The sequence below is a fragment of the Pseudoalteromonas sp. P1-13-1a genome (genome assembly GCF_001401875.1).
Classification (GTDB): domain Bacteria; phylum Pseudomonadota; class Gammaproteobacteria; order Enterobacterales; family Alteromonadaceae; genus Pseudoalteromonas.
This window is the reverse complement of record NZ_LKDV01000008.1, coordinates 1-26,529: the sequence shown is the minus strand read 5'-3', so window position 1 is coordinate 26,529 and position 26,529 is coordinate 1. Positions and strand designations below refer to the sequence as shown.

The window sequence follows — 26,529 nt, the reverse complement described above, 5'->3', positions numbered from 1 at the left end:
GCGCATTAAAAATGCGTTTACTTAATAAACTACTTAAAAACAAGCATTCAAAGCAATCCATTACGCTGGCTCATAACAATATTTATGTGTTGCCCTCGCAGCTCGGCTTTTACTTTATTATTGTCGCTATTTTAAATTTTGTTATGGGGATTAATTATCAAAATAACTTAATTTTGGTGATGGCTTATTTAATGTTTGTGGTGATGATTATTGCCGTACTGCTTGGTTATACAAATGCCAAAGGGCTAAAGGTTGAATATATAAAAAGCGTTGCCAGCTTCTCACCAAATAAAGGATCGGTTAAATTTATTTTAAAAGCCCCAACACTTACGCAATCAGTATCGCTTAGCTACTCAAGTGATTCAAAATACGCAAAGCACTTAGCGCAAGTTACGCCCAATGACAGCTCGTTAATTATTAACCTACCCTATAATACCCGCGGTAAATATCCCCTCAAGCGTTTTAAAATACATAGTAATTACCCATTTGGGCTGGTAAGCGTGTGGAGTTATATACAACCTAATGACTCTGTTTACGTTTACCCTGCGCCAGAGCATGTATTAAACGACACTTACAACAATACGTTTGAACATACAACGCAAACAGGCAGTATTAAACAGAGCGGCAGCGAAGAGTTTGATGAGCTAATTACGCATTTACCAGAAATGGGACTGCAGCGAATTTCATGGAAGCATTACGCTAAATCACAACAGTTACTCGTAAAAGAATTTAGTGATTATAAAAAGTCCGATATTGTTTTTGATTTTAACCAGCTAACGGGTAATACCGAGCAACGCTTGAGTCAGCTTTGCTTTTTAGTGTGCAATGCATGCGAAAACAACACACCGTTTACTCTCATTTTGCCCTCAGCAAGTTACAAAGCAACCAATGACACGCACGACAAATCACAATGTTTAGCACTTCTGAGCGAATACGGCGGAGCAATTAATGGCTGAGCTATTAAATTACCGGGCAATAAATTTAGCAATGAGCTTTATCTATGCCTGTTTGTTTGCGTTTTATTTATCGCATATGCCCATACTATTTATTGGGGTTTTATCGTTGTTATGCCTGTGGAACGTGTACTTAACACTGACTAACACCCCTAAACCTAACGCGTGGCTTGCAAATATTTTGGCTGGATTAGCTTTAATATTAATGATTTACACCCTAGGTATAGGCGATACAGTAATATTGTTTGTTGCTATGTTATTGCTCTCTAGTATTTTTAAACTACTGCAGGCTAAAACGAAAAAGCATTACCATATTATTGTTACACTTACGTTTTTTTCTATTTCATCGGCGTATTTGTTTAACCAAAGCATAATAACCACCTTAACTATGAGCGCCCTATTTTTACTCAACTTTACGGTATTGAGCTTAATCGAATCTTCTCATAGTTTAAAATTAGCCTCTAAACAAAGTGCTAAGCTGTTATTTATTGCTTTGCCCTTAGCTATATTTTTGTTGTTGTTTTTACCTAAAATGCCCGCTTTTTGGCAATTACCTGGGCCAAAGCTTGCTAAAACAGGCCTCTCTGAACAGGTAGACCCGTTTGACATTGCAAAGTTGTCTAATTCTGATGAACTGGTTTTTAGAGCCCGCTTTGATAATAAAACGCCTGCCTCGCCTTATTATTGGCGCGCACTTGTGCACGACACCTTTGATGGTAAAGCGTGGAAAACATCTGATTTATTAAAATATAATAATCAAAGCGCGGATCACAATGAACAAATATTGGTACAAAATACCTACACTATTATTGCCGAGCCTGCTAATCAAAAGTGGCTATATGGGCTTAATTACGCAACCAGTAATAATAAAAATGTTGAAAGTAATGCATTAGGGCTGTTACGAAAAAAGCAATATCAAGCTAAAAGCTTGCAGTATCAGGTATCAAGTGCAGCACTGAGTAGTGAGCAACTTTCAAATTGGCAAACCGCTTATTACACACGCTTAAATAACCAAACAAACCAACAAGCAGCCAAGCTTGCAGCCACACTTAAACAATCAACAACCTCGCAAAGTGACTTTTATAATGCATTGCTTAGCTACTTTGCTAAACAAGAATTTAGCTACACGTTAACCCCTGAGCCAATGACCGGTGACAGCACTATTGATCAATTTTTATTTGATAAAAAGCGCGGCTTTTGCGGCCATTACGCCAGTGCAGCAGCGTATATTTTTAGAAGCGCCGGTATTCCCGCACGCTTGGCCAGCGGTTATTTAGGTGGTGAAAAAAATCAATCAAATAATTATTTATCGGTTCGCCAATACGATGCCCACGCCTGGGTTGAAGTGTATATTAATAATCAGTGGCAAATTTTCGATGCCACAGCGGTGGTTGCTCCCGAGCGTTTAAATGGTTCACTTTCGCAAAACGAAGAACTAAATGACGAATTTAAAAGTAACCTTGATTTTGGCTTAGTGAGCTTAAGTAACTTTGCAGCCGTTAATTGGTTAAGGCTAAAACTAGAAACCCTTGATTACCAATGGACTAGCTGGGTACTTGGTTTTGACGAAGAAAAACAAAGTAACTTTTTAAAATCACTTTTTGGTAGTAAACACCTTTGGTTGGTACCTTTAGCAGTTATTTTAGGGCTTGCTTTTAGCTTTGCTGCTTATTTTATTTATTTAAATTGGCCACGCAACAAAAGTAAGCGCCCGCCGTTAGTTGCAGAATTTGAAGCCATTAAGCTCTGGGCAAATAAAAACAACATAACGGCGCCTAGTCACTATTCTCCTAATCAGCAGCTAATATACTTTGCAGAGCAAAGCCCTGTGGCGGCCGCACCTTTAATCGAATTTAGCTATTTATTTAATCAAGTGCGATATGCTAAAAAACCTTTTACTAAAGAACGTAAAAATCAGGCTAAAGATCTGATAAAATTAATTAAATCTTCAAAATAGAGAAAACTATGAATGCGGTTGTTATAGGCGTTATTTTAATGCTTGGGCTCTCCTTAGCCCGTGTAAATGTCATTGTAGCTATGATAATTAGTGCACTTGTAGCCGGTTTAACAGCGGGTTTAGGGATAAAAGAAAGTGTTGATGCATTTAATTCTGGCCTATCTGCCGGCGCTGAAATTGCTTTAAGTTACGCAATGTTAGGCGCCTTTGCAGTGGCTATTTCAAAATCGGGATTAACCCGTATCCTTGCCGAAAAGCTATTAAACAAAGTGAATGCACAAGGTGCAGGTAGCGAAACCTTTTTAAGCTATTTTATTTTATTAATTATATTAGCCTTTGCTGTTTCTTCTCAAAATCTAGTGCCTGTGCACATTGCCTTTATCCCTATTTTAATACCCCCTTTACTCGTTGTATTTAATCAACTACGCCTGGACCGCCGTGCCATTGCCTGTATATTAACGTTTGGTTTAGCTACATCTTACATGGTATTGCCTTATGGATTTGGTGGCATTTACTTATATTCTATTTTGCATAAAAACTTAGTTGATAACGGCCTAGAAATTGTAAACACACAAGTGCCTATGGCAATGATTATTCCTGCCTGTGGTATGTTAATTGGTTTAATTATTGCGGTGTTTATAAGTTACGTTAAGCGCCGTGACTACAATGCGCAACCGTTAACAACACAAAGTAAAGCTACCGACATTGAGAAACCGAAAAAAGTGATAATAGTCGGTTTATTTGCTGTGATTTCATCATTAGTTGCTCAAAACCTAAGTGGCTCAATGATATTGGGCGGCCTTGTAGGTGTAATGATATTTAGTGTATTTGGCGTTGTTAAGTGGGAAGAAAACGGCGACGTATTTAGTAAAGGAGTCGCCATGATGGCGATGATTGGTTTTATTATGATTTCAGCCCAAGGATTTGCTTCAGTAATGAAAGCAACTGGTGATGTAGCAAGTTTAGTACACAGTGGCGCTGCGTTATTTGATGGCAATAAGCCCCTTGCTGCAGCAGCTATTTTGTTAGTGGGATTATTGATAACAATGGGGATTGGTAGTTCGTTTTCTACAGTGCCCATTATTGCTACCTTATTTGTGCCTTTGTGTTTAGATTTAGGTTTCTCGGTTATGGCAACCGCAGCTTTAGTAGGCACAGCCGGTGCATTAGGTGATGCGGGCTCCCCTGCCTCTGACTCTACACTTGGGCCAACCTCGGGTTTAAATGCCGATGGCCAACATGACCATATAAGAGACTCTGTAATCCCAACCTTTATACATTTTAATATTCCTCTACTTATATTTGGTTGGATTGCGGCTATGGTGCTTTAATACTTTTGCACTTATGGTTTGTTGGATAGTTCATTATTTTTAAGGCATGTATTTCATGCCTTTTTTATATCCCCCCTCTATTGTGAATATTAAATTTATATATTTTTATAGTTGCTATGATTGGTTATACATTGAATTTAGTATGATGTGTTCTTTTACTGCAATTAAATAAGCACCTTAATTAGGTGCTTATTTAATTGCGAATTTACGCATCTATAGCTTGTTTCTTGTAGGTAAATTCAACACAGTTAACGCTGAAAATAGCTTTTAGAGATTGGTATATTATCCGATGCTCTACTTATCAAAGCCATAAATCATTTTATCGCACACAACCGGTGTGGGTCTGTGGTCATCGTCAACGGCTACAAATGTAAAACTACCTGAAATAGCAGAGTGTTTATCATCTTTATGCATAGTTTCAATGCATATATCCACATCTACCTTTAAAGAGGTATTACCCACGTGAACAACTTTAGCAATAAGTTCAGCAAAAGAACCTACTGGAATTGCTTCTTTAAAATCAACCCTATCTGATGAAATAGTCACTAAGGGCTTACGGCAAAAACGAGTAGCAGCAATAAAAGCTACTTCGTCCATCCATGCTAAAGCATCCCCACCAAATAATGTATTGTGATGGTTAGTACGCCCAGGAAACACAGTTTTAGTAACCGAGGTGGTTGAGTCTTTAATACGCTTTGCAATAATTGCATCACGGTTTGTTTCTGTCATAGTCTCTACTTTTTATTAGCAAGTTTATCTTGCATCAATAATGCTGGGTCTAGGCGCTCGCCTTCCCAGTTAAAACGCCAATCTAGGTGTGGGCCTGTTACACGCCCTGTTGCACCTATTTCAGCAACCTTATCGCCTTGAGTGATAGTATCGCCTACTTTTACGTCCAACTTACTTAAATGTATATAGGTTGAAGTAACGCCATGCCCATGGTCTATAATAAGTGTGCCACCTGAGTAATATAAGTCGGGATCAGCAAACACAACGGTGCCGCTAATAGGCGCATATACAGGTGAACCGGTTTTATTAGCAATGTCTAAACCAAAATGTGGGCGTCGTGGTTCGCCATTAAAATAGCGCTGACTGCCATAAACACCCGATATACGACCCTGAGCAGGCTTAAGTACAGGATCTAAAAAATATTCTAAATCAGAGTTAACAGCGCGCGCTTTACGTATTGCTTGCGCTTCACGGCTAATACGTGCGCTTACTTCTTTAGGGGGCGACACATATTTTTTTGCCACACCGGTAATTTTATCAATTTTATAATCACGTTTAGTGATCATTAAATCTTGCGTGTGTGTTTTACCGTTTCTATCTACCCACTCAAGAGTGTGCTTTGATTCAGCATCGCGACCAAAACCGAATACAAAATCCCCATTTTGAGTTAACTTTAATGTTTTACCATCTAACGACACGGTTTTTACATTTTCAAGCTTGCCTGTCACTAAGCCGCCTTGAGTGAGGTGCCCTTTTAGCTCAAGCGCTAATGCACTAAAGCTAGTTGTGGTTACAAGCGCTGTTGCTAAAAGAGTTTTAAGCATAACTAATCGATCCCTTTCCTACACCTTCATAAGCGGTAATTTTTACGTCTTTGTCTGGGTATTCTGCCTTTACTTGCTCTGCTAGGTGGTGAGCAATACATTCTACCGTTGTATCTACGGGTAAAATGTCACAACGAGATTCACTAATAGCCATTTCAAAATAGCCTTGCGCTGCGGTGTAAGCAAAACACACATCATCGCCTTTAGCACTAATGTGTTTAAGTTCGCTTGCAGCGATTTGGTCTTCACGTGTGGCTAAGTAAATATCTTGCCATTTTTCAGCCCATTGCTTTTGTAAGCGAGGCATAGACATACCATCTAAACTAATACCTATTTGCGAGCGATGGCCATGAATAATGCGCTGACAGTTACCATCATGCTTTTTAAGGCCATGACTGTAGTGATAATAAAAGCTTTGGCTGTGCTCTGGTTTTAGCGACAATTCAATTTTTTCAATATTACTTGGTAGTTTAGGTAAAATAGTGTCGATTAAAAATTCAGTGACTGATTCAACACTAATTTCTGGCGCATCTATCATGCAATAAGCTTGATGCGGAGCACTCATAGCTAAATGGTGGTTATCACCAAATGTACAATCGAGCGTTTTGTAAGTATCAAATTCTTGTACCGTGCCATTTAAACCTTTAGCAATGGCTAGTTTGTGGTCTAAACAATCGTCAATTATGCCTTTAATTTGCTTTTTAACTAAGCCAAAGTCTAACACCATAGACTCTTCGTTTAGCTTGCCATGCAACGTTAAGTCAACAATCCAGCTCTCGCCAACGGCGCCGCGTTTGTTACATAAGTAAGAAAAATCAATCACTGTTAGTGAGTTAACAAAAAGGATCATAAACTTCCTTTAAACTGGTTATAAGTCAGGGGTAATTATAATGATTTCTGATTGTAATTGCGCGGTTTTATAGTCTAAAAAGCCGTCGCCACTACTGATTGGCGATAAATCACGCAAAAAAGTGTCTTTTTTCAACTGCTCCGAGTTGTTTGGCGTACAAGTGTACGCTAAAGTACTTGGCAATTTCTAAGCGAAGATAAGTGTTATGGAACCTAAAAATAGCTATACAAAAGAAGATTTGATCCTATGTGGTCAAGGTGAAATGTTTGGTGAAGGTAACTGCCGTTTACCAAGCGACAACATGTTAATGATGGACCGTATTACTTCAATCACTGCTGATGGCGGCGAGCACGGTAAAGGCCAAATTGTAGCTGAGCTTGATATTGACCCAAGCCTTTGGTTTTTTGACTGCCACTTTAAAGGCGACCCAGTTATGCCAGGCTGCTTAGGCCTAGATGCTATGTGGCAACTGGTTGGCTTTTTCTTAGGCTGGTCTGGTGGCCCTGGTTTAGGCCGCGCGCTTGGTGTAGGTGAAGTTAAATTTACCGGCCAAATTTTACCTACAGCTAAAAAAGTAACGTACCGCCTTGATATGAAACGTGTAATCAAGCGTAAATTATTTATGGGCATGGCTGATGGCACAGTTGAAGTAGACGGCCGCGTTATTTACGAAGCAAAAGATCTAAAAGTGGGCTTATTTCAAGATACGAGCGCATTTTAATATTATATATTTATGCAAAAAGGCCTCCATATGGAGGCCTTTTTACTTTAATTCTTTTGTGATGAATTAGGTTTTATACATGTTTCGGTTTTCAATTGCTTCACGCCAACCGCCTAACCATTCAGACTTAGGATCGATTTGCTGATAAGGGCATAGCTCTTTAGAGCGCCCAGCCAAACCTGCTTTAAAACCTTGAGAATGAGCTCTTTCTAAACGATCTCTTTTTTGTCTCTTCATCGGTAATATCCTCACCTTTTTTAATTATAAATTTTGTAGCATTAGTGAAATCTACATTTAATGAATAGTTAATAAAAATGTTAAATTCAAATAGCAAAATTAATTAATTTGTTTGACATTAACTAACCTGCTGATGCAAAAATAATTTAACATTTATAAAAACACAGTGGTCATACCACTTAATTTCTTACTGCTTATTTAATTTACAATACGGCTATCTAACCGCTTAAATGCACTTATGTGCTTAATGTCGGACACACCATTTTTGGCTTAGTTCCCTACAATAATGTAATCATGACAATTTTATTGCAATCTTAATTTTGAATAAAAAACAGTTTAAATGATTTATTTTTGAACAACTGGTATTAGTGCTTGATTAATTAAAGACGATCGGTCTAATATGGGTTAACACTAAAAAGACTAATTAGGGGTTACTAATAATGAATACAGCTCAGGCACCTGCACGGCGTGGAAGGCCCCCTAAAACACCTCGCGAAAATGCTGATACGAAAGCGCACCTTATTAGGGTTGGCCTAGAAACCTTAACTGAATTTGGTTTTAGCGCAACTGGCCTTGATACCATTTTAAAAAAAGCCGGTGTGCCTAAAGGCTCGTTTTATCATTACTTTAAAAGTAAAGAGGCGTTTGGTATTGCTTTAGTAAATGCCTACGACGAATACTTTATCACTAAGCTTAAAAAATACTTAACCGATAGCAGCACCCCGCCCCTTGAACGTTTAATACACTTTACGCAAAGTGCCATAATGGGCATGCAAAAATATCAGTACAAACGCGGTTGTTTAGTCGGAAACTTAAATCAAGAGCTCAACCATTTAAGTGATGAGTTTAAAACCCGCTTATTACAAAGCTATGTAGCATGGCAGCAGCAAGTTGAGCAGTGTTTAAATGAAGCACAACAACAAGGCACACTTGCTAAATCTGTTAATACAAAGCTTATGAGTGAATATTTTTGGATTGGCTGGGAAGGCGCTGTTATGCGCGCTAAATTAACCCAATCAAGCAAGCCCCTTACGCTGTATACAGAAATGTTTTTACGCGCATTACTCACCTAATGCGCATTTTATTTAACCATTAAAAACCGTTCGGTCTAAAAGGATATGTTATGAGTAACCCAATTAAAGCTATTGTAATTACGAAAGACGAAAACTACGCTGCCGCGCTTAGTGAAGTGCAGCAAGGTGACCTACCAGATCAAAACGTGCAACTTGATGTACTTTATAGCACGCTCAATTACAAAGATGGGCTAGCCATTACAGGTAAAGGCCCTGTCGTGCGTAGCTTTCCTATGGTGCCCGGCATAGATTTGGTGGGTACAGTAAGTGGAACAAGTACGGATGAATTTAGTGTTGGCGATAATGTAATTTTAAATGGCTATGGTGTAGGCGAAAAACACTGGGGCGGCCTTGCACAAAAGGCATCGCTTAATAGTGACTGGTTAATCCCCCTCCCTGCAGCGCTTTCGCCAAAACAAGCAATGCAAATTGGCACTGCGGGTTACACAGCAATGCTCAGTGTTATTGCCCTTGAAAAACAAGGTATTACACCAAGTGATGGTGAAATATTAGTGACCGGCGCAAACGGTGGTGTTGGCAGCTTTGCCATTTATTTATTAAATCAGCTGGGCTATAACGTAACCGCTGCAACAGGGAGAATGGAACAAAGCGATTACTTAAAGGAGCTGGGTGCATCACAAATTATTAGCCGCGATGAGCTTTCAATCCCAGGTAAGCCACTTCAAAAAGAACGTTTTGCTGGCGCTATAGATTCGGTAGGCAGCCATACGCTTGCCAATATTTGTGCATCACTTAAATATGGAGGGGTAGTTACTGCCTGTGGTTTAGCCCAAGGGATGGATTTACCCGCCTCAGTAGCGCCCTTTATTTTGCGTGGTGTGTCATTAATTGGGATAGACAGTGTTATGCGCCCTAAAAAAGACAGAATCGAAGCATGGGACAGACTAGCAAGCTTAGTAAAAGCAGATTACCTTGATAAAATCTCGACCGACATTACACTTGAGCAAGTCATTGAAAATGCCGAGCAACTTATGGACGGTAAAATTCGCGGCCGTGTCGTTGTTAATTGCCAAAGTTAAGCAATTTTATCTATTAAAGCCTCGTTATTAAATTTATAATGACATTTGTATTTTTATTAATGAGGCAACACCTATGAGCAACCAAGATCTTTACAGTAATAACCCACTGCAAGGCGTAAAATTAGAGCAAGTGGTTGAAGAACTGGTTGAGCAATATGGGTGGGAGCTACTGCACGCTTATTTGCAATTAAACTGTTTTAAAAACAATCCAGATATAAAATCGGCGGTTAAATTTTTACGTAAAACACAATGGGCACAAGAAAAGGTAGATAACTTTTACCTATACCGTCTTAAAAACTTGCCTAAGCCCGACGATGTACAATACCAATTACCGCCACGAGATAGAGTTATTCCTGCGGATCATAAACCGGGGGAGCCGTGCGAACTAAGCTTTAGTGATGCAAAGCGAATTATGGAAAAAAAGGCCACTAAACAACGCGCCAGAGCACGAAAGCAACGCTCAAACGCTAGTAACCCGTGGGGTAACTAAGTTAACCTCAACTCTAGATAATACATCTATCTCTAGCAGCTATTTTCAGCGCTAACAGCGTTGAATTTACTTGCAATAGGCTAGCTATTGACGCGTAAATTCGCCTTGTTTTCACCGAAAACCGCTGGCTAGAGAATTAAGCTTAAAGATCATCATGATACATTATGTTGGTGTATCTCTAAACCAGAGTTCAGGTTAAGTTATATTTTTAAAGCCAATGTATATTGGCTTTTTTTAGCGCTGCAATATAAGGGCTTAGTAACCGCGTTTGCGCCAAAAGTCATTAACTGAGCCTTGCTCTTCAAGCGCAACTTTAAATGTTTTATCAGCAATAATTTTATTGTTCAGGGTAAGTGTCATCCGCCAATCACCTAATTTATTTTCAATAGGCTCCCACAGCGTATCCCCTAAATAAAACTGCCAGTCATTCTCTTTAATGTATTCAACGCCTGCAAAGGGCGGCATTATTTCACCATTGTTGTCTGGTATATCAGGGTGATAAATACAAAAGTGGAGTTTTTCCCCTTTGGCTTTTTTGATATTAATTATTAAACCAAATTCAACATCAAGCTTAGCAATAACATTGGTTGTAAATTGCTCAATTTGTGGCAGCGTCTTACTTTTACTATCCCATGTAGAATAAATGCCGAAGCTTTGAATTGACACCTCAGGTTTTGATTTTGCCATTACACCATTCTTTATTTTGGGCTGTTAAAACACTGATTTTATAATACTTACATCTTAAGTAAAATCATCCATTAACATACATACTCAATGTTGTTGTATTTTTGCACATTGCTTGCACATTTAAGATTAAAAATAGCGTCAATTAGTACTTAATTGGCTGTGTACAATGAATCACTCACTACCTAATAAAATTAAACTATTAAAAATTTCGTTATTAAGCGCAGCAATTTGCTCTATTGTTGCATGTGGTAGTGATGAGCAAAGCCTAAAAACCGCCACCGATGAAAGTACACCTTCAAGCAGTAACAGTACAACAGCAACAGGTAGCAGCTCTACCGAGCAAGTGCTATGTGATTACACTTACAATGAATACAACGACTCTACATCAGTGCAAACCACCAGCTCTGCTGATTGGGCATGCACAGGGACAACACGCGATGTGGTCGCTAATGGCATTCCAGATCATGATGTAGGCACGTTCCCTAACCCCGATAATCCAAACACCATTTCTGAACAAACTGTGAGTGAAAGCTTTACGCTAACGCCTATACAAAGCGATACCACAACCTTAATGGGCGGCCCTCGTGGCGTATTAGGCATAGTACTAAATGGCGTTAAAATTGATGCTGGTACAGGCGGCAGCTGCGATGATTCTGGCGATAACTGCTCGCTTGGCGATAACAGTGGCAACTGGAGTATTGAAGCTCTAAGCCAAGATACTTTTAGTTTTGGTACAGACGATAACAACGCACATGTCCAGCCCGATGGCACCTATCATTACCATGGCATGCCAGAGGGATTTGTTACCCTTAGAGGCGGCAACAGCTCAACAATGACTTTAATTGCATGGGCGGCTGACGGGTTTCCTATTTATGCGCGTTATGGCTATAGCACCGCTGATGATGCCAGTTCGCCGCTTAAAGTGATGACAGGTAGCTACCAGCATATTAGTACAGTAAGCGATAACCGCCCTTCTATCGAAATTTATCCTCTGGGTACTTTTGCACAAGATTGGGAGTATGTAGCTGGCTCTGGCGATTTAGATGAGTGTAACGGGCGCTTTGGTGTTACCCCTGAATTCCCTCAAGGCATATACCATTACTACGCAACCGATACTTACCCGTTTTTTCAGCGCTGTGTGAAAGGCGAACTGTAAATTAGACTATAGGCAAAGTGAGTATGATGAATATACAAAAAAAAGCACTGGTTGCGCTTATATTAGTAGCTAACATGGTTATAGCTCCAGTTGCTTATGCACATTTAATGGTGGCTCAACACGGAACATTAAACGTGATTGATAATCATGCCTTTATAGTTCTCTCGTTGCCTATTTCGGCATTTAATAACCTTGATGACGATTTGAACAAAAAAGTCTCTTTGGATGAATTTAACGCCCATAAAAAGCAAATCCGCAAAATCATAAAGCAAGGCATTTATTTAAACGATCATCTTTATAAGTTTTCCCTAGAAGGCTTATTATTAAACCCTGAAGTGTCGCATGATGATGCTAATAATATTGAGCACATAACGATTACAGGCCGCTATACAGTGCCAGTTATAACTAAGCAGCTGAAATTAAACGTTAGGTTATTTAGTCAAAGTTCTGATTTAAATAAATACCACATTACCGCCACTAACAAGCAACAAAAAATGACTCATCAGTTTGCTTTAACACCGCGTACGCCCTTTAGCACAGTGTTTTAAACTAACAATTAAGTAGCCAAGGGCAAACTTACAATTAAGCTGCCCTTTTTAATGTGCTAATAATTTCGGGTTTTTAGGATAGAAATTATCTGGTTGTTTTTCGCAAAGCGAAAATTCGCGAGTGTTTTTATAAGGAAGCTTCATAAATCCTGCTACCCCCACATCAGTAATATTCACAGCATACTGCATTAATTTATTAAGTAACCGTTTAAACTCTGCTTCTTTGCTTTCATCGAGTAAGCGATAATAATGATGTATTTTCATTCTATCAGGCAAGGCTTCAAAAATAATACACCCCGTATGATGAATTTGGTTTAACTCAAACACGCATTTAATTACCTTTTTAGGCAATTGCAGCTGCTCATCAGGGTCTTTACCGTCTTCAAAATAAGAATGTGGCCGTGCAATTTCATTGGCTTTCATACTGACAACTTCATAATCAAGCTCAGGAAGATTATCAAACTTAAACGCCCCTGTTCCATCTCGCTCTAATTGAATCGTTTTACGCGCATCAAATAAACAACATTTAAATAGCCCTTTTTGATTAATTGCTTGAGCCAGCATCACGGTATTGTTAATAGCATCGGTAAAGGCTGCTTTTAAACTTTCATCATGCACAATAAGCGATGACTCAACAAACAACGACTCATCTTTCCAATGAAAACTCAATCCACCCACAACTGGGTATTTAGCTAAGCGGCTAATAGAAGCCAAAAAGGCTTTTTCGGTATCCCCAGTATCAAACAAAAACTCTTTATAATAGCGGTCTAGTTGCGCATCGTTAACATCAAGCAGTTGCTGATTATGATCGGCCTGGCGTAAAAACTGTTTGCGTGAGCTATATACTACGGTGTCAGGCTTATCGCCTTTGCCAAACCAATACGGGATAGCAGGACGCGGCTGCTCTTTTTTAAGCTCAGGCAGATAAGCCTTAGCCATTTTGGTAATGTTACGCATAAAGTAATCGCCTGCACCATCACGTATGGTTTTATTTTTAGAAAGCATGCCATCAATTACATTAGCCAGCTCTTTGGGTAAACCAAGCGAGCTTGCAGGAATGGCCTGCGCACCAAAACGACATGATTGAGCAGAGGCAAGTGCATATAACGTTGAGGCAACACCTTGCTCGTCAAAGCGCGGGGATGACTGCTCACCCGACATTTGCGCATCACCTATAAAATACACATCGCCCATTCTGGCATTAGTAGTGCTTAAATCGCCCGACATTAAATCCATAAAATTACTGGCTATAGGCTCGCCATTACTATCAACCTGTGCGTAAACAGAGCTTCCCCAATCAACTAAAGACAGCGCATCGCTTTGCTCATCCCATACCAAGTTGGAAGGTTTTATATCGCCATGTACTATAGGTTGAGGGGTTAAACCATTTTTATGGTTACGAAGATCAATTAATACATTACGCAGCCGCACCGCTAATTGCATAGTTTGGTGGGCACTAAAACGCCCTTTTTTTAGCGATACTTTTTCAAGGTCTTCACCAATGGCGCGGGCCATCATTAAAATGCCTTGCTTTTTTATACGCTCAAACGCATAAAAGGTTGGCACGAGCGGGTTATTAATTTGCGAGAGCATATACGCTTCGTCTTCTAGGCGGTCGCGCACACTTTGGGCAAGCGTAATACGCGAGAACTTAAACACCCAAGGTAAATTATTTTCGTCAGTACCAGCAAATACAAACCCAAACGCGCCTGAGCCAATCATCTCAACATTTTTATAGCCAAGTGCGGTCAATTGCTTAATACAAATATTAAGCCATTGACGATGTTTTTTTGCATCCCTGTGAGAGAGCAAATAAATAGACTGCTCTTCGTTTATATAAAAATTACGAATTTCTTTGGCTTTCAATACAGGCTCTTTGTTGTTTGCGTTAATTAGTGAGTTAGCCACATGATTATTAGTGTTATATAGGCAGATTACAATAGCCCGATAGCTCTTTTTACCTATGCTTATAGGCGAGATCACACACTACATTTACAACAACTAATGCACCTTCTTAACAAATACTGCATCCAATTAACCTGCTAAGCCGTATTTAAATTATCAGCTTATTATAGATAGCAATACATAGGGATTTTAGTCATGAAAAATGTAGTCATACTTTCAATAAGCGCGTTTTATTACACACCTAGCTACGCAAATATTGAAACCATTACAGTGTATGGGCATAGAGATGGATTAATTGGTAACTCTATAAGTGCCTCGAGCGGCATTATTGGCCAAGGTGAAATACAGCAACGCCCGATGCTCAGAAGCGCCGAAATGTTAGAGCTTATACCGGGTATGACAGTCACTCAGCACAGTGGCTCTGGAAAAGCGAATCAATACTTTATTAGAGGATTTAACCTCGATCACGGTACTGATTTTGCCACCAGCATTGAGGGCATGCCTATCAATATGCGAAGCCATGGTCACGGCCAAGGTTATACCGATCTTAATTTTATTATCCCAGAAGCTATTTCAACTATAAATTATCAAAAAGGGTCATACAGTGCGTCACAAGGTGACTTTTCAAGTGCTGGGAGTGCACAGTTTAAATTGGCTGACAATTTAAAGCATCAACAAATCGAGCTTAGCATAGGAGAGGATAATTATAAGCGTGCTGTAGTACTTGGCTCTACAAACCTTACAACAGGAAAACTAATTGCAGCAGCTGAATGGCAAGGTTACGACGGCCCATGGAACAAAATAAACGAAGACGTGAATAAAAAAAATGCCCTATTACGCTATATTGGTAAAGCGTTAAATGGGGAGCTTTCAATAAGTGCAATGGCTTATGACAATGCATGGAACTCAGCAGATCAAATTCCTAAGCGGGCTGTAACCCAAGGTATAATAAATCAATTAGGCTCACTAGATACCACCCTTGCTGGCAGTTCTAGCCGTTATAGTTTATCAACTAACTGGCAAAGTGAGCATGTTAAAGCCAGCGCTTATATCATTAATTACGATTTAAATCTGTATTCTAATTTTAGTTACTTTTTAAATGATCCAATTAATGGCGATCAATTTAATCAGCAAGATAGCCGCACTATTTATGGCACTAATGTAAGCTATCAGTTCGACACGCAAACACAAGCTATAATCATGCAACATACTACAGGGATTGAGCTTCGCCACGATGACATTGATAACGTAGGGCTTTATAACACAAAAGCCAGAAAACGACTCAGTACAGTAAGGCAAGACGCACTCAAGCAAACTAGTTACTCAACCTATTGGGAGTCTAAATTTTTGCTTACCCCAAAATTTGAGGCTACCGCGGGTGTAAGGTACGACTATTTTGACACAAACGTTACTAGTATTACTGCTGTAAACTCAGGTAAAACAAACGATGATTTAATTAGTTTTAAAGCAAACTTAAATTACCGTTTCACTGATTTGCTCGCTGTCTATGCTAATTGGGGTCAATCATTTCATTCTAACGATGCACGAGGCTCTACAATTACAATTGACCCAATTACAGAAGAACCGGCACAGCAAGTCGACCTATTAGTAAAAAGTGAAGGCGCTGAAATTGGATTACGCTTTGCTGATGATAAAAAATATAATATATCGGCTGCACTTTGGTGGTTAACCCTCGACTCAGAGCTATTATTTGTGGGCGATGCCGGTAATACAGAGCCAAGTGATGCATCTAAACGTTATGGGTTAGAGCTAAGTGCTTATTATTGGCTAAACGATAGGTTTAGTCTTGATTTAGAAACCTCGTTTACGCATTCTCGCTTAGATATTAATGATAAAAATAACTACATAGAAGGGGCTGTGCCGGTAGTAGCAAGTACAGGTTTAAACTGGCATATAAGTGAACAATGGCAGTCATCAATTAGAGTACGCCATATTGGTAAACGTACATTAACGGATGACGGTGATAAACGGTCAAACCCATTAACGGTAGTCAATAGTGCTATTAGCTATAAACAAACGCACTGGAAAATCGACCTAGAACTACTCAATTTATTTAACAGTACCGATCACGATATAGATTACTACTACGCTTCGCGCCTACCGGGCGAGCCTGCGCAAGGTGTTGAAGATAACCACTTTCATCCAATTGAACCTCGCACAGCCCGCTTATCAATTAACTTATTGTTTTAATTGAGCAAGGTACTGTATATAAATCGCACCTTATTACAACATTAAGGTGCGTTTCGCTCAGATGGATCTGTCTTAAAGCTTTTAAGCATACTGTGAGGATCGACACGTTTAGTCTGCTGACTGCACGCCTGTGCCCACCACATAAGTTGGCTAAAAGTACGCGAATAATAATTAAACCACGATTTTTTATCTTCGCTCTCACACGTTGAGCCATCGTTATTTAGCTGCTCTTGCGCCTTAGGTACATGAATCATCGCTGAAACCGGCAAACACCCAAGCTCAGATAAAAAAGTGCGTAAACTAATTGCTGCCCTAAGCCCTCCCCATTGCCCTGCCGAATAAGTTACAATAGCGCTTGGCTTATACGAAAACAACGAGCTACCAAAATGATTTAATAAATCAGCTAATGCTGGGCTCATACTATGATTGTACTCTGGGCTTACCATTATATAGCCATCAGCTTGACTAATTTTATCTGCTAAAGCTGTTAAATGTTCAGGAGCTTGGCTTTTTGCATAGGCAAAATGAGGCTTAAATACATCCTCAGAAGGAAAATCGAGCGCGTCTATAAGCTCAAACTCGTGCTCGCTGTAACGCTCGTTTAAACATTCAAGGCATGACTTAGCCACGCGTTCACCTAACCGAGCTGGCTTGGGTGGCGTGCTATCTCTGATGGTGCCTAAAAAAACTAAAAATTTCATAGATGCCTCTTTATTTAAAAACTTATTACACTTTATGGATTAAGTCTTGTTAGATCAAAAGAAAAGGATCATTTAAATAACAACATATTTTGATTGGAGTTTGTTGACCTTTGCGGATTAAGATTAGTTCAAACTATGAGCTAGTTAATCGCAGCGTGAAATGCGAGACCTACTGCCCTAAATAACTGCGGCTAAGTTATTCTAATCACTTATATTCATGTAATAATAAATAAAAACCGAGCAAAGATTTCGAAGCCTGCTCAAACACTTACCTAAATACCAAATAGGTTCCTGCAATTTTAACCTTGAAAAGTCTACAGACCCGGCAGGGTTAGCAAATAGCTCACACTTTTAAATGTACCGTTATTTGCTCGTATTACAATCTATGGGTAGGATAGATTATGCACATTGCTGAAATATAAATACAATTTAAGCGTATTGTGTAATTTACCAGCAAGTAAACATTTGGCACTTTAATTCTATTTATAAGTTGGTATCCTACGCGGCTTTTTGATAACCCTGTTATAAAAATTAGCCAAGGTGGGGCTCTCGCTGCATGGCACATATAGTGGCAGCAATCTAGGTTCAACGTAATAAAACGTTGTTCTAAATTTAAAAGCAAATATTAAGGTAACAGTATGCGATTTGGCCCAGGATTACTTGTAACAGCTGCATTTATTGGCCCCGGAACAATCACCACGGCAAGTGTTGCCGGTGCAAACTTTGGATTTGCATTAATTTGGACATTACTCTTTTCGGTTATGGCCACTATTTTGTTGCAGTCTATGGCTGCTCGATTAGGCGTAGCAACAGGGCAAGATTTAGCGCAAGCGTTACGTGCTCACATTAAAACCCCTTATCTTAAAGCACTTGCTAGCTTTTTAGTAATAAGTGCAATTGGTGTAGGCAGCGCTGCTTATGAAGCCGGAAACCTCAGTGGTGCAAGTATGGGGCTCGTTGGTATTTTCCCAGGGGTAAGTGCTCAAATATGGACACCCGTAATTGCTATATGCAGTGCCATTCTTTTATACAGTGGTAAGCACAAGGTGGTAGAAAACGCATTAATACTGCTGGTGATCCTTATGAGCCTGGTATTTATATCTGCATTAATTATGGCTGCGCCACCCATTACTCAGGTACTTACTGGGTTTATACCTACAATGCCAAGTGGCTCAATTACAACAGTACTTGCCCTAATTGGCACAACCATAGTGCCGTATAACTTATTTTTGCACTCTGGTGTTTTAGCAGCGCAAGATCATTCTAAAAGTGATAAAGACACTATTATTAAACAAACTAATTTAGACACAGGTTTATCTATTACGCTCGGTGGTGTGATCACCCTTGCCATTTTATCAACCGCATCTGTTGCCTTTTATGGGACCGATGCCGGTAAAATTAGTGCAGCAAATATGGCCGTACAACTTGAGCCTCTTCTTGGCGAAGCAGCGCACTACTTTTTTGCTATTGGTTTATTTTCTGCAGGGTTAACCAGCGCAATAACAGCCCCACTAGCTGGCGCGTATGCTGTATGTGGCATGCTTGGCTGGTCAAGCGAAATGAGTAACAGCCGTTTTAAAACAGTCGCCATTACTATTTTAGCTTTTGGTGCTTTTGTGGCTTCATTGGGACTTGACCCTGTTGCGGTGATTATATTTGCACAAGCTGCAAATGGATTACTACTGCCCATAATTACCGCGTATTTGGTGTGGTTAGTTAACCAAAAAACAGTAATGGGCAAATACACCAACTCAACACTTTTAAATGTAGTTATATTACCCGTGCTACTACTTATTTTTTCGTTAAGTTGTTACAAGCTATCAGGGTTGATTTTTTAAAACTAATCAACGTTTAACCATGGGCATGCCCATGGTTAAACATACAACCTTCGCTCCCCTGGCTGCTTTCAACCTGAATGGTGGCATGTTCAATATCAAAGTGGTCATGTAAATGGTGCTGTACTTCAATTAAAAAGTCGTTATTTAATGCGTTGTTCTCTGTTACTAGGTGAACAATAAGCGCAGACTCTGTGGTACTTAGTGGCCACACATGTAAATCATGCACACCTTCAACATGCTCAATGCTTAAAAAATACTGCTTTAGTTTTTCTATACTAATATTTTTAGGGACGGCATCGGTGGCGTAATTGAGCGAGTCTTTAAATAATCCCCATGTGCCAATAAACACAATCACTACAATACTCAAACTTACAACAGGGTCCACCCACTGCCAGTTTTTAAATAAAATAACAATGCCGGCAATAACCACACCTAAAGACACCGCAGCATCGGCCGCCATATGTAAAAAAGCACCTCTAATATTTAAATCGTGCTTTTGCCCTTGTACAAACAACAATGCAGTTAATGTGTTAATAACTACACCAATAAGCGAAACCACAATAACCGTCATGCCGGTAACCGGCTGAGGGTTATTAAAACGCTCAATTGCTTGCCAAGCTATGCTGATAAGTGCAGCTATAAGTAAAACAGAGCTCAATAACGATGCTAATACGGTAGATTTTTTATAACCAAAGGTACGTTTGTTCGTTGCCGCTTTATTAGCTAACACATTGGCGCCCCATGCGAGCAATAAACTGACAACATCGCTAAGGTTATGCCCTGCATCGGCTAAAAGCGCTAAGGAGTTAGCAAAAAAACCATAGCCTGCTTCTATTAATACAAAGATAAGATTGAGTAAAACACCGATAGCAAATGCACGGTTGTAATGACTAATATGATGGCTGTGATCGTGACTCATACGACTCCTTACATCAGTAAATAACATTAATTATGTATGTGTGCGAAGATATTTAAGCGTACCTAATAAATAAAACAGCCCATAAATACTGCATACAACTGAGCTTATAATCCAAAACTGCATAGAGTTATGGTGAATAATTTGGCTGGTAGTTAAAAAAGGAATGATTAAACCTGCAATACCGCGCACTAAATAAATTGCAGTGATTAATACCAAAGCCGTTTTTAATAAAGGCAGCTTTAAAATAACACCTGCGCCAGAGAGCGCATACAAGCCCCATATAACAAGTATGGCTGATATAATTAAAGTAACAAAGGTAGGATACGTACTTCCCTGCTTAGCCAACTGCGCCATGTGTTCGCCAGCACCAAAAAAGCGATACCAATCAGGGCCGCCAAAAATACAGGCAATATGTAAAAGTGACGCTATAAAACTTAAAAGCCCCGCTATAACCAATAGCTTATTAAACTTCATATACTTATAAACCTAAGTTATTGGCTTATATAAGCAACAAAACCAATTAACGCTGCGTAAAAGCTAAAACCAAGTAAACATATTAGGTAAACATTTTTAGCTTTATTTGCCTTAAAGCTCACATAATCTTTAATATCAGCTTTAAACTTACCAAAGGTGAATACGTTTAAAATTGCACAGCCGGTAGAGTACAAAATAAACCCTAAAATGGTTTCTATCATTAGCCATATAAAAATATCTAAAGCAATGCTCATAACACTCATCCATTAAGTAACTTAAAAATAGCGTATCAAATTTAAATTTGTTTATCAGTGTATTTATAGCCTTAAGGTGTAACAATAAATTTCGTAAGCCCTATAAGTTGCCCCGACTCGGTTACCACTTTTACCTGCCATTTACCTTGAGCGTCATGCGGAAAATTTACTTTATGCGTCCATGCTCTGTAGCCTTGTTTTCGCCCACCATTAATATTGAGCGTAATTCTATCAATCTCTTTTTTATTGTGTATCCATACATGAAATATCTTTTCATTTAAACCTCGTGGCGCTTTTACTGCGGTCCACGTGTACAGCCCTTCACTATGGAGTGTATATAAATCAAGAGTATCAATGCTGCCTAACGGTTTTTTATGCTCTACATCTATCTTGTGTGCCAAGGTAATATCGGTTAAACGCAAGGCTGCCGGCGGTACAAAACTGCGAAGCTGCCAAACTCCAGCACTTATTGCGCATAAAATTAAAACTAAAATAGGAAAACGCCACCAGCGCGCATCAGGCATTAAGTTTGCTAAGCTAGGTAAAGTAATTAGCACAGAGGTTACAAGTGCAATGGCTAAACTTTGGCTCGTGGTTAGGTTTAATAAAATAGGCAAGGTAACAAGTAAAACCACGAATAATGCAAAGTTATGAAATACTGTGAATAGTGTGCGGTTTTTAGCTAATTTTTTATAGTAAAATGGATCTATTACCGATATTAATGCACACAAAACAATCAGCGATGTAAAAAGTGCTTGTGGGTGATCCCACTGCGTAACCGCTAAAAAAAACGGTAACGCAAAAAATAGGCTTTCTTGCTGCACCATTTGCAGGGCAAAGCGCATTACATTGGGAGATACCGCCACCCCAAAGCGCTCTTCTACTTTATCGCGTAGCCAATTATCGATAATCAACCAAAACCAGCTAATAAGTAAAACGATAGCAATAACCTGCGAGAACGACTCTTTTCTATCAACCATTACATAGCTTGCAACTCCTGAACAAAACGCCAATACCGCCAATAACCCAGGTCTTTTTTGCATTGCCACTATAAATTGTGTAATGAGATTTTTTAGTTTATTCATTTATTTAAACGTCCGTGCATAATGATCTTTATTATTATCAAGTTAGTTAAATCAGTGTAACTAAGCGTAGATGAACAACACATAGATGCCTGCAGGTATTCTTTTAGTTGTTGTATTAAAAACAAACCCCATTTAACCGCTATTATAATGAATAACTGGCTATAACACGCCTTTAAAAATGACAGTAATTTTTAAAACGGTAATACAAAGCCCTAATTAAAATAAGGGTTACGGCCATGCCTGAATTTTATTAATGCACAACATGAATTCACCACAACAAACCCACCTAGACGTCTAAACATCTAAAAATCAGACGCTGTACAATTGTTTTACACGCTCAAACACAGAGATATGCTCTCTCAGTAACAGCATTGATTTATATAAATGAATCAAACTCATGTTTTATGTGAAATTAAACCGTTTTTATTAAAACACCGATCAGCGTATAAATTATCCATCGGCCAGCGCTTATAAGCATTAAGCCTGTTTATTACAAAACCATCTTTTGAGCACACCAAAGGCTCAGGTTTTAAATATACAAAATGGATAGAGTCACCATGAATAAAAACATTACATTTAATATTAAAAGTCAGCGCCTTGATGAAAACTACCACCCCGCTGAAAACACCCGTATTACCACTAATTTTGCAAACTTAGCACGAGGCGAGCACCGCCAACAAAACTTAAAAAAAGCGCTCAATATGATCAACAACCGCTTTAATACCCTTGCTAATTGGGATAACCCCACCGGTGAGCGCTACAACCTTGAGCTTGAGATTATTTCTGTAGATATTGGTTTAGATGAAAACAGCCAACGCTTTCCTTCTATAGAAATATTAAAAACAAATATTATTGATAACAAAACAAATAAGCGTATAGAAGGTATTGTTGGTAATAACTTTTCGTCGTACGTACGTGACTACGACTTTAGCGTGTTACTACAACAACATAATAAAAATAAACCGCAATTTAGTATTCCTGATAATTTTGGGGAGTTACATGGCAAGTTGTTTCAGTCGTTTGTAAGTTCAAACACCTATAAACAACACTTTAAAAAGCCACCGGTAATTTGCTTAAGTGTGTCAGATAACAAAACCTATCACCGCACCGCTAACGAGCACCCTATTTTAGGCATTGAATACCAACCAAACGAATCGTCGTTAACAGAGCAATACTTTAAAAAAATGGGCTTACAGGTGCGTTACTTTATGCCTGCGAATAGCACAGCCCCTTTTGCATTGTTTTTTGTTGGTGATTTACTAAACGATTACACCAACCTTGAGCTAATAAGCACTATTAGCACCATGGAAACGTTTCAAAAAATTTATCGTCCAGAAATTTACAACGCCAATGCCAAAGCAGGTAATGCCTTTAAGCCTAATTTAAAAAATGCCGACCATTCACTCACACAGATTATTTACGATAGAGATGAGCGCAGTAAATTAGCCGCCGAACAAGGCAAGTTTGCTGAAGAGCATTTTATAAAACCGTATAAATCAGTACTTGAGCAATTTACATCAGCAAACGTCTAACCTTATTTTAATAAATGGTCACCCTTATTATGAAAAAATTATTACCTACCTCTACCGCAGGCAGTTTACCAAAGCCCTTATGGCTTGCAGAGCCAGAAACTCTTTGGTCGCCGTGGAAGCTTAAAAACAACGAACTCATTGAAGGCAAAAAAGACGCCTTGCGCATTGCGCTTCACTCACAACAACTCGCTGGTATTGATATAGTGAGCGATGGCGAGCAAACACGCCAACATTTTGTAACTACATTTATAGAGCACCTTAACGGTGTTGATTTTGAAAAACGAAAAACCGTAAAAATACGCGACCGTTACGATGCAAGTGTACCAAGCGTAGTGGGCCCTGTTAGCCGCCAAAAACCCGTATTTGTAGAAGATGCTAAGTTTTTGCGCTCGCAAACTAACCAACCTATAAAGTGGGCACTACCCGGACCCATGACCATGATAGATACACTGTATGACGACCACTACAAAAGTCGCGAAAAACTAGCGTGGGAATTTGCTAAAATACTCAACCAAGAAGCCAAAGAACTCGAAGCCGCAGGCGTAGATATTATCCAATTTGATGAGCCCGCGTTTAATGTATTTTTTGATGAAGTAAACGACTGGGGCATTGCCTGTTTAGAGCGCGCAATTGAAGGGTTAAAATGCGAAACCGCAGTGCATATTTGTTACGGCTACGGCATTAAAGCTAACACCGATTGGAAAAAAACATTGGGCAATGAATGGCGCCAGTACGAAGAAGCTTTTCCTAAATTACAGCAATCAAATATTGATATTATCTCACTTGAGTGTCATAACTCGCACGTACCTATGGATTTACTCGAACTCATTCGTGGTAAAAAAGTAATGGTAGGCGCTATTGATGTTGCCAGCAATGAAATAGAAACACCCGAAGAAGTAGCCGCTACTTTACGCAAAGCACTGCAGTTTGTAGATGCCGACAAACTCTACCCCTGCACAAACTGCGGCATGGCGCCACTTTCGCGCGAAGTTGCAAACGCTAAGCTTAATGCATTGAGCAAAGGCGCTGAAATAGTAAGAAAAGAGCTATTAGGGTAGTAAAGCTTACTTTAAAACCAGCTATGTAATTAAAACCAGCGCACTTATTTAAAAATAAGCGCGCTAGTGGATATAGCGACTAAGGGGCTTATAAGCTCAAGCGTATATTTAGCAAAGTTGATTCAGAGTGCTACTTAGCTTTACTAAACTAAATTAAAATTTGTATGTAAAATATTGACATTGCAACAGTAATAAACGTAAAAAGTCCAATAACTACAGTCCGCTCAGGAATAGAATGAACTATCAGTGATGGCATTTTTTTTAAAACAGGAAAAGTTGGGAAAAAGAAAAAAGAATGCTTTTCAAAATTTTTATATTTATCCCACACCTTTGAGAAAAACAGCTTAATACCTGAGAGATACATCACTACAAAGGTAGAAGCCCCAAGCACTTCGACCATGGCCATAAGTTCAATACTTACCATTATTTCTGGCCCAGCTAATAGCATGACTATGATTACCGCCAAAGCGTGCCAAACCCCCTTTGACATCGCTACTTTTATCCTATCAAACACCAAATTTTCCTTGTAAAGCTAACGAGCAGTGACGTAGCTGCATAATTGCGAAGAGCCGCTGCGTTACTGTCCCAGTGAACGTGTTTAGCGTTTTGTTATATGCCGTTTTTTCTACGTCCATCTTCATAAAGAACAAAACAGTCTGCACTAATTTTACGAGAATGTTTTTGTAATTCGCACTCTAGTAAAGCTCTTTTGTTGGCGAGTTCTTGATTCGGATATCCATACCCATAGCCACTTACCCATGCGCCGTCTTTTTCCACGGCAACTGCATAAGCTTTCTGATTCCTATAATTAAGATATCTTTTTATATCACTATCCATTTCCGTTTTTGTAGCTTCTGGAATTGATGTTGTAGCGCAAGAGCAAAGAACAACGATTGATAATGGTATTAGAAAAAGCTTCATTGTTTAAAACTCCCTTTTAGGCATATGATGAGCCTGTAGATTAACTCGTTATTAAATTTGTTTTTATTGATTAACAAACCATAGCTGAGTTCCTATTTTGGTTCAATTGATTACTGTATTTTTACACAGAAGATTGAAGTGTTTGATATTGTTTTAAATGGCGTTTTGAATAATTATTAAATCTCATAATTATTAAATTTGACACCTAATTATTAAATTTGACACCCAATATAAATCAGCGAACTAATTATTAAATTTGACACCCAATATAAATCAGCGAACCGAACTGTGCCACTAAACATGCTCCTCGGGTGCAGAATTAATTTTTTATTACTTGGTCATTTTCATTTCATCGATTAAATAAGTCAGTGGCATTCTCAAACCTGAATTACACGCATGAAAATAACTGCAAGATTGCAGTTTTAATTTTTACTGAGTAATTTTTAATTTATGCGAGTAGCTTTTCGCAGTTGCTAATATTTGAACGCCGTTTGCGCTTTAAATTTTCACAGTAACTTACTTGTGAAGTGGGTCTGCCTACTGCACCATGAAATACGCGCGTAAATTGCGTAGTGAGTTTTAACCAGTTTTCGGGGGATATATTAAGTCTTTCTAGCAGAGGAGGGTTCATATTATCAATGTGCCCCCGTTTATCCTCTCGTATTATTCGCCCTGTTAACTCAACAAGTTCAAGGTAAGATTTAAGCTCAAACGGCAGCCCTTTAGGCATAATCTGACGTGGCATACCTGCAAAACGTAGTAACTGCTTAGGTTGTTTACCTTCTGCCGCGCATGTTAAGCGATTTTGTACACTGGTATGGTCTGACTCTTCTGGTTTGTTAGCTATTTTAGCTCTAATGGGATTTAAATCGACATAGGCCATGCAGGCTGCAAGTGCTGCTTCATCTAGTAATGCTTGCGATTTGAACCTTCCCTCCCAGAATCGTCCTGTGCAGTTATCTTCTTTATTTGCTCTGCGAGCAATGTTTTCATTTAACAACCGCATAAACCAGCTGATACTTGATAGGCGCTCTC

The 26,529-nt window shown here is 39.1% G+C and carries 26 protein-coding genes and 1 pseudogene; 13 read left to right on the top strand and 14 right to left on the bottom strand.

Annotated features, from left to right (window positions below; genetic code table 11):
* The first annotated feature begins 11 nt into the window (after positions 1-11).
* Genes AN391_RS07280 through AN391_RS07270 form a run of 3 tightly spaced genes read left to right on the top strand, consistent with a single transcriptional unit; the run spans position 12 to position 4,241 of the window.
* Positions 12-956, top strand: coding sequence for a DUF58 domain-containing protein (locus AN391_RS07280; protein WP_055014873.1), 945 nt, complete (start codon positions 12-14; stop codon positions 954-956).
* Positions 949-2,910, top strand: coding sequence for a DUF3488 and transglutaminase-like domain-containing protein (locus tag AN391_RS07275; RefSeq protein ID WP_055014785.1), 1,962 nt, complete (start codon positions 949-951; stop codon positions 2,908-2,910). The genes AN391_RS07280 and AN391_RS07275 overlap by 8 nt, the downstream gene beginning before the upstream one ends.
* 8 nt (positions 2,911-2,918) lie before the next feature.
* Positions 2,919-4,241 (top strand): Na+/H+ antiporter family protein, encoded by a 1,323-nt coding sequence (locus AN391_RS07270; RefSeq protein WP_055014784.1) that lies wholly within the window; start codon positions 2,919-2,921, stop codon positions 4,239-4,241.
* Positions 4,242-4,535: 294 nt separating this feature from the next.
* On the opposite strand, the gene AN391_RS07265 is transcribed toward AN391_RS07270, so the two are convergent.
* From AN391_RS07265 to AN391_RS07255, 3 genes are read right to left on the bottom strand one after another with little or no spacing between them, the layout of a single operon-like run.
* Positions 4,536-4,970, bottom strand: a complete 435-nt coding sequence (locus tag AN391_RS07265; RefSeq protein ID WP_055014783.1) for an acyl-CoA thioesterase — start codon at positions 4,968-4,970, stop codon at positions 4,536-4,538.
* 5 nt (positions 4,971-4,975) lie between these two features.
* On the bottom strand, positions 4,976-5,794 hold the full coding sequence (locus AN391_RS07260; protein ID WP_055014782.1) for a M23 family metallopeptidase: 819 nt from the start codon (positions 5,792-5,794) through the stop codon (positions 4,976-4,978).
* Positions 5,787-6,644 (bottom strand): 6-carboxytetrahydropterin synthase, encoded by an 858-nt coding sequence (locus AN391_RS07255; protein WP_055014781.1) that lies wholly within the window; start codon positions 6,642-6,644, stop codon positions 5,787-5,789. Before AN391_RS07255 ends, AN391_RS07260 begins: the two co-directional genes overlap by 8 nt.
* A gap of 205 nt (positions 6,645-6,849) precedes the next feature.
* Here AN391_RS07255 and fabA point away from each other — a divergent pair, with 205 nt between their 5' ends.
* Positions 6,850-7,365 carry a bifunctional 3-hydroxydecanoyl-ACP dehydratase/trans-2-decenoyl-ACP isomerase gene (gene fabA / locus AN391_RS07250; protein WP_004586523.1) on the top strand — a complete coding sequence of 172 codons (516 nt, stop codon included), beginning with the start codon at positions 6,850-6,852 and terminating at the stop codon, positions 7,363-7,365.
* Between the two features lie 66 nt (positions 7,366-7,431).
* Here fabA and rmf read toward each other — a convergent pair whose 3' ends face one another.
* Entirely contained in the window at positions 7,432-7,602 is a 171-nt protein-coding gene (rmf, locus tag AN391_RS07245; RefSeq protein ID WP_004586522.1) for a ribosome modulation factor, read from the bottom strand.
* Positions 7,603-8,042: 440 nt separating this feature from the next.
* Between rmf and AN391_RS07240 the strand changes: the two genes are divergently transcribed.
* From AN391_RS07240 to AN391_RS07230, 3 genes are all read left to right on the top strand, one after another.
* A complete protein-coding gene (locus tag AN391_RS07240) occupies positions 8,043-8,675 on the top strand; it encodes a TetR/AcrR family transcriptional regulator (protein ID WP_055014780.1) in 633 nt (210 codons plus the stop codon).
* A gap of 50 nt (positions 8,676-8,725) precedes the next feature.
* Positions 8,726-9,715 (top strand): MDR family oxidoreductase, encoded by a 990-nt coding sequence (locus tag AN391_RS07235; protein ID WP_055014779.1) that lies wholly within the window; start codon positions 8,726-8,728, stop codon positions 9,713-9,715.
* 73 nt (positions 9,716-9,788) lie between these two features.
* Complete coding sequence (locus tag AN391_RS07230; protein ID WP_055014778.1) at positions 9,789-10,205, top strand: VF530 family DNA-binding protein; 417 nt, start codon at positions 9,789-9,791, stop codon at positions 10,203-10,205.
* A 255-nt stretch (positions 10,206-10,460) separates the two neighbouring features.
* Here AN391_RS07230 and AN391_RS07225 read toward each other — a convergent pair whose 3' ends face one another.
* Entirely contained in the window at positions 10,461-10,892 is a 432-nt protein-coding gene (locus AN391_RS07225; RefSeq protein WP_055014777.1) for a DUF3859 domain-containing protein, read from the bottom strand.
* Between the two features lie 166 nt (positions 10,893-11,058).
* On the opposite strand from AN391_RS07225, the gene AN391_RS07220 reads away from it, so the two are divergent.
* Together AN391_RS07220 and AN391_RS07215 are read left to right on the top strand one after the other, a co-directional pair.
* The gene (locus AN391_RS07220) at positions 11,059-12,048 is read left to right on the top strand and encodes a YHYH protein (RefSeq protein ID WP_055014776.1); all 990 of its coding nucleotides are present in this window, start codon (positions 11,059-11,061) and stop codon (positions 12,046-12,048) included.
* Between the two features lie 23 nt (positions 12,049-12,071).
* Positions 12,072-12,596: a hypothetical protein gene (locus AN391_RS07215; protein WP_082429307.1), complete on the top strand. Its 525-nt coding sequence runs from the start codon at positions 12,072-12,074 to the stop codon at positions 12,594-12,596.
* A gap of 48 nt (positions 12,597-12,644) precedes the next feature.
* On the opposite strand, the gene AN391_RS07210 is transcribed toward AN391_RS07215, so the two are convergent.
* The gene (locus AN391_RS07210; RefSeq protein WP_055014872.1) at positions 12,645-14,462 is read right to left on the bottom strand and encodes a protein kinase domain-containing protein; all 1,818 of its coding nucleotides are present in this window, start codon (positions 14,460-14,462) and stop codon (positions 12,645-12,647) included.
* A 234-nt stretch (positions 14,463-14,696) separates the two neighbouring features.
* Between AN391_RS07210 and AN391_RS07205 the strand changes: the two genes are divergently transcribed.
* Positions 14,697-16,712: a TonB-dependent receptor gene (locus AN391_RS07205; protein WP_055014774.1), complete on the top strand. Its 2,016-nt coding sequence runs from the start codon at positions 14,697-14,699 to the stop codon at positions 16,710-16,712.
* A 41-nt stretch (positions 16,713-16,753) separates the two neighbouring features.
* Here the strand turns inward: AN391_RS07205 and AN391_RS07200 are convergent, their stop codons facing one another.
* Positions 16,754-17,413, bottom strand: coding sequence for an NADPH-dependent FMN reductase (locus AN391_RS07200; RefSeq protein ID WP_055014773.1), 660 nt, complete (start codon positions 17,411-17,413; stop codon positions 16,754-16,756).
* Positions 17,414-18,051: 638 nt separating this feature from the next.
* Here AN391_RS07200 and AN391_RS07195 point away from each other — a divergent pair.
* Positions 18,052-19,251, top strand: a complete 1,200-nt coding sequence (locus AN391_RS07195) for an Nramp family divalent metal transporter (protein WP_055014772.1) — start codon at positions 18,052-18,054, stop codon at positions 19,249-19,251.
* Between the two features lie 13 nt (positions 19,252-19,264).
* On the opposite strand, the gene AN391_RS07190 is transcribed toward AN391_RS07195, so the two are convergent.
* The 4 genes from AN391_RS07190 to AN391_RS07175 form a co-directional block, all read right to left on the bottom strand.
* A complete protein-coding gene (locus AN391_RS07190; RefSeq protein WP_055014771.1) occupies positions 19,265-20,170 on the bottom strand; it encodes a cation diffusion facilitator family transporter in 906 nt (301 codons plus the stop codon).
* Between the two features lie 30 nt (positions 20,171-20,200).
* Positions 20,201-20,644 (bottom strand): hypothetical protein, encoded by a 444-nt coding sequence (locus AN391_RS07185; RefSeq protein ID WP_055014770.1) that lies wholly within the window; start codon positions 20,642-20,644, stop codon positions 20,201-20,203.
* Positions 20,645-20,661: 17 nt separating this feature from the next.
* Positions 20,662-20,898 (bottom strand): hypothetical protein, encoded by a 237-nt coding sequence (locus AN391_RS07180; protein WP_055014769.1) that lies wholly within the window; start codon positions 20,896-20,898, stop codon positions 20,662-20,664.
* 71 nt (positions 20,899-20,969) lie between these two features.
* On the bottom strand, positions 20,970-21,983 hold the full coding sequence (locus tag AN391_RS07175) for a DUF5924 family protein (RefSeq protein WP_055014768.1): 1,014 nt from the start codon (positions 21,981-21,983) through the stop codon (positions 20,970-20,972).
* A gap of 557 nt (positions 21,984-22,540) precedes the next feature.
* On the opposite strand from AN391_RS07175, the gene AN391_RS07170 reads away from it, so the two are divergent.
* Together AN391_RS07170 and AN391_RS07165 are read left to right on the top strand one after the other, a co-directional pair.
* Positions 22,541-23,515, top strand: coding sequence for a DUF1852 domain-containing protein (locus AN391_RS07170; RefSeq protein WP_055014767.1), 975 nt, complete (start codon positions 22,541-22,543; stop codon positions 23,513-23,515).
* Between the two features lie 29 nt (positions 23,516-23,544).
* On the top strand, positions 23,545-24,573 hold the full coding sequence (locus tag AN391_RS07165; RefSeq protein WP_055014766.1) for a methionine synthase: 1,029 nt from the start codon (positions 23,545-23,547) through the stop codon (positions 24,571-24,573).
* Between the two features lie 148 nt (positions 24,574-24,721).
* On the opposite strand, the gene AN391_RS07160 is transcribed toward AN391_RS07165, so the two are convergent.
* The 3 genes and pseudogenes from AN391_RS07160 to AN391_RS07150 all read right to left on the bottom strand — a co-directional run.
* Entirely contained in the window at positions 24,722-25,087 is a 366-nt protein-coding gene (locus AN391_RS07160) for a hypothetical protein (RefSeq protein ID WP_055014765.1), read from the bottom strand.
* A gap of 95 nt (positions 25,088-25,182) precedes the next feature.
* Entirely contained in the window at positions 25,183-25,494 is a 312-nt protein-coding gene (locus tag AN391_RS07155; protein WP_055014764.1) for a hypothetical protein, read from the bottom strand.
* Between the two features lie 448 nt (positions 25,495-25,942).
* Positions 25,943-26,529, bottom strand: a pseudogene (locus AN391_RS07150) (transposase); the annotation flags it as partial.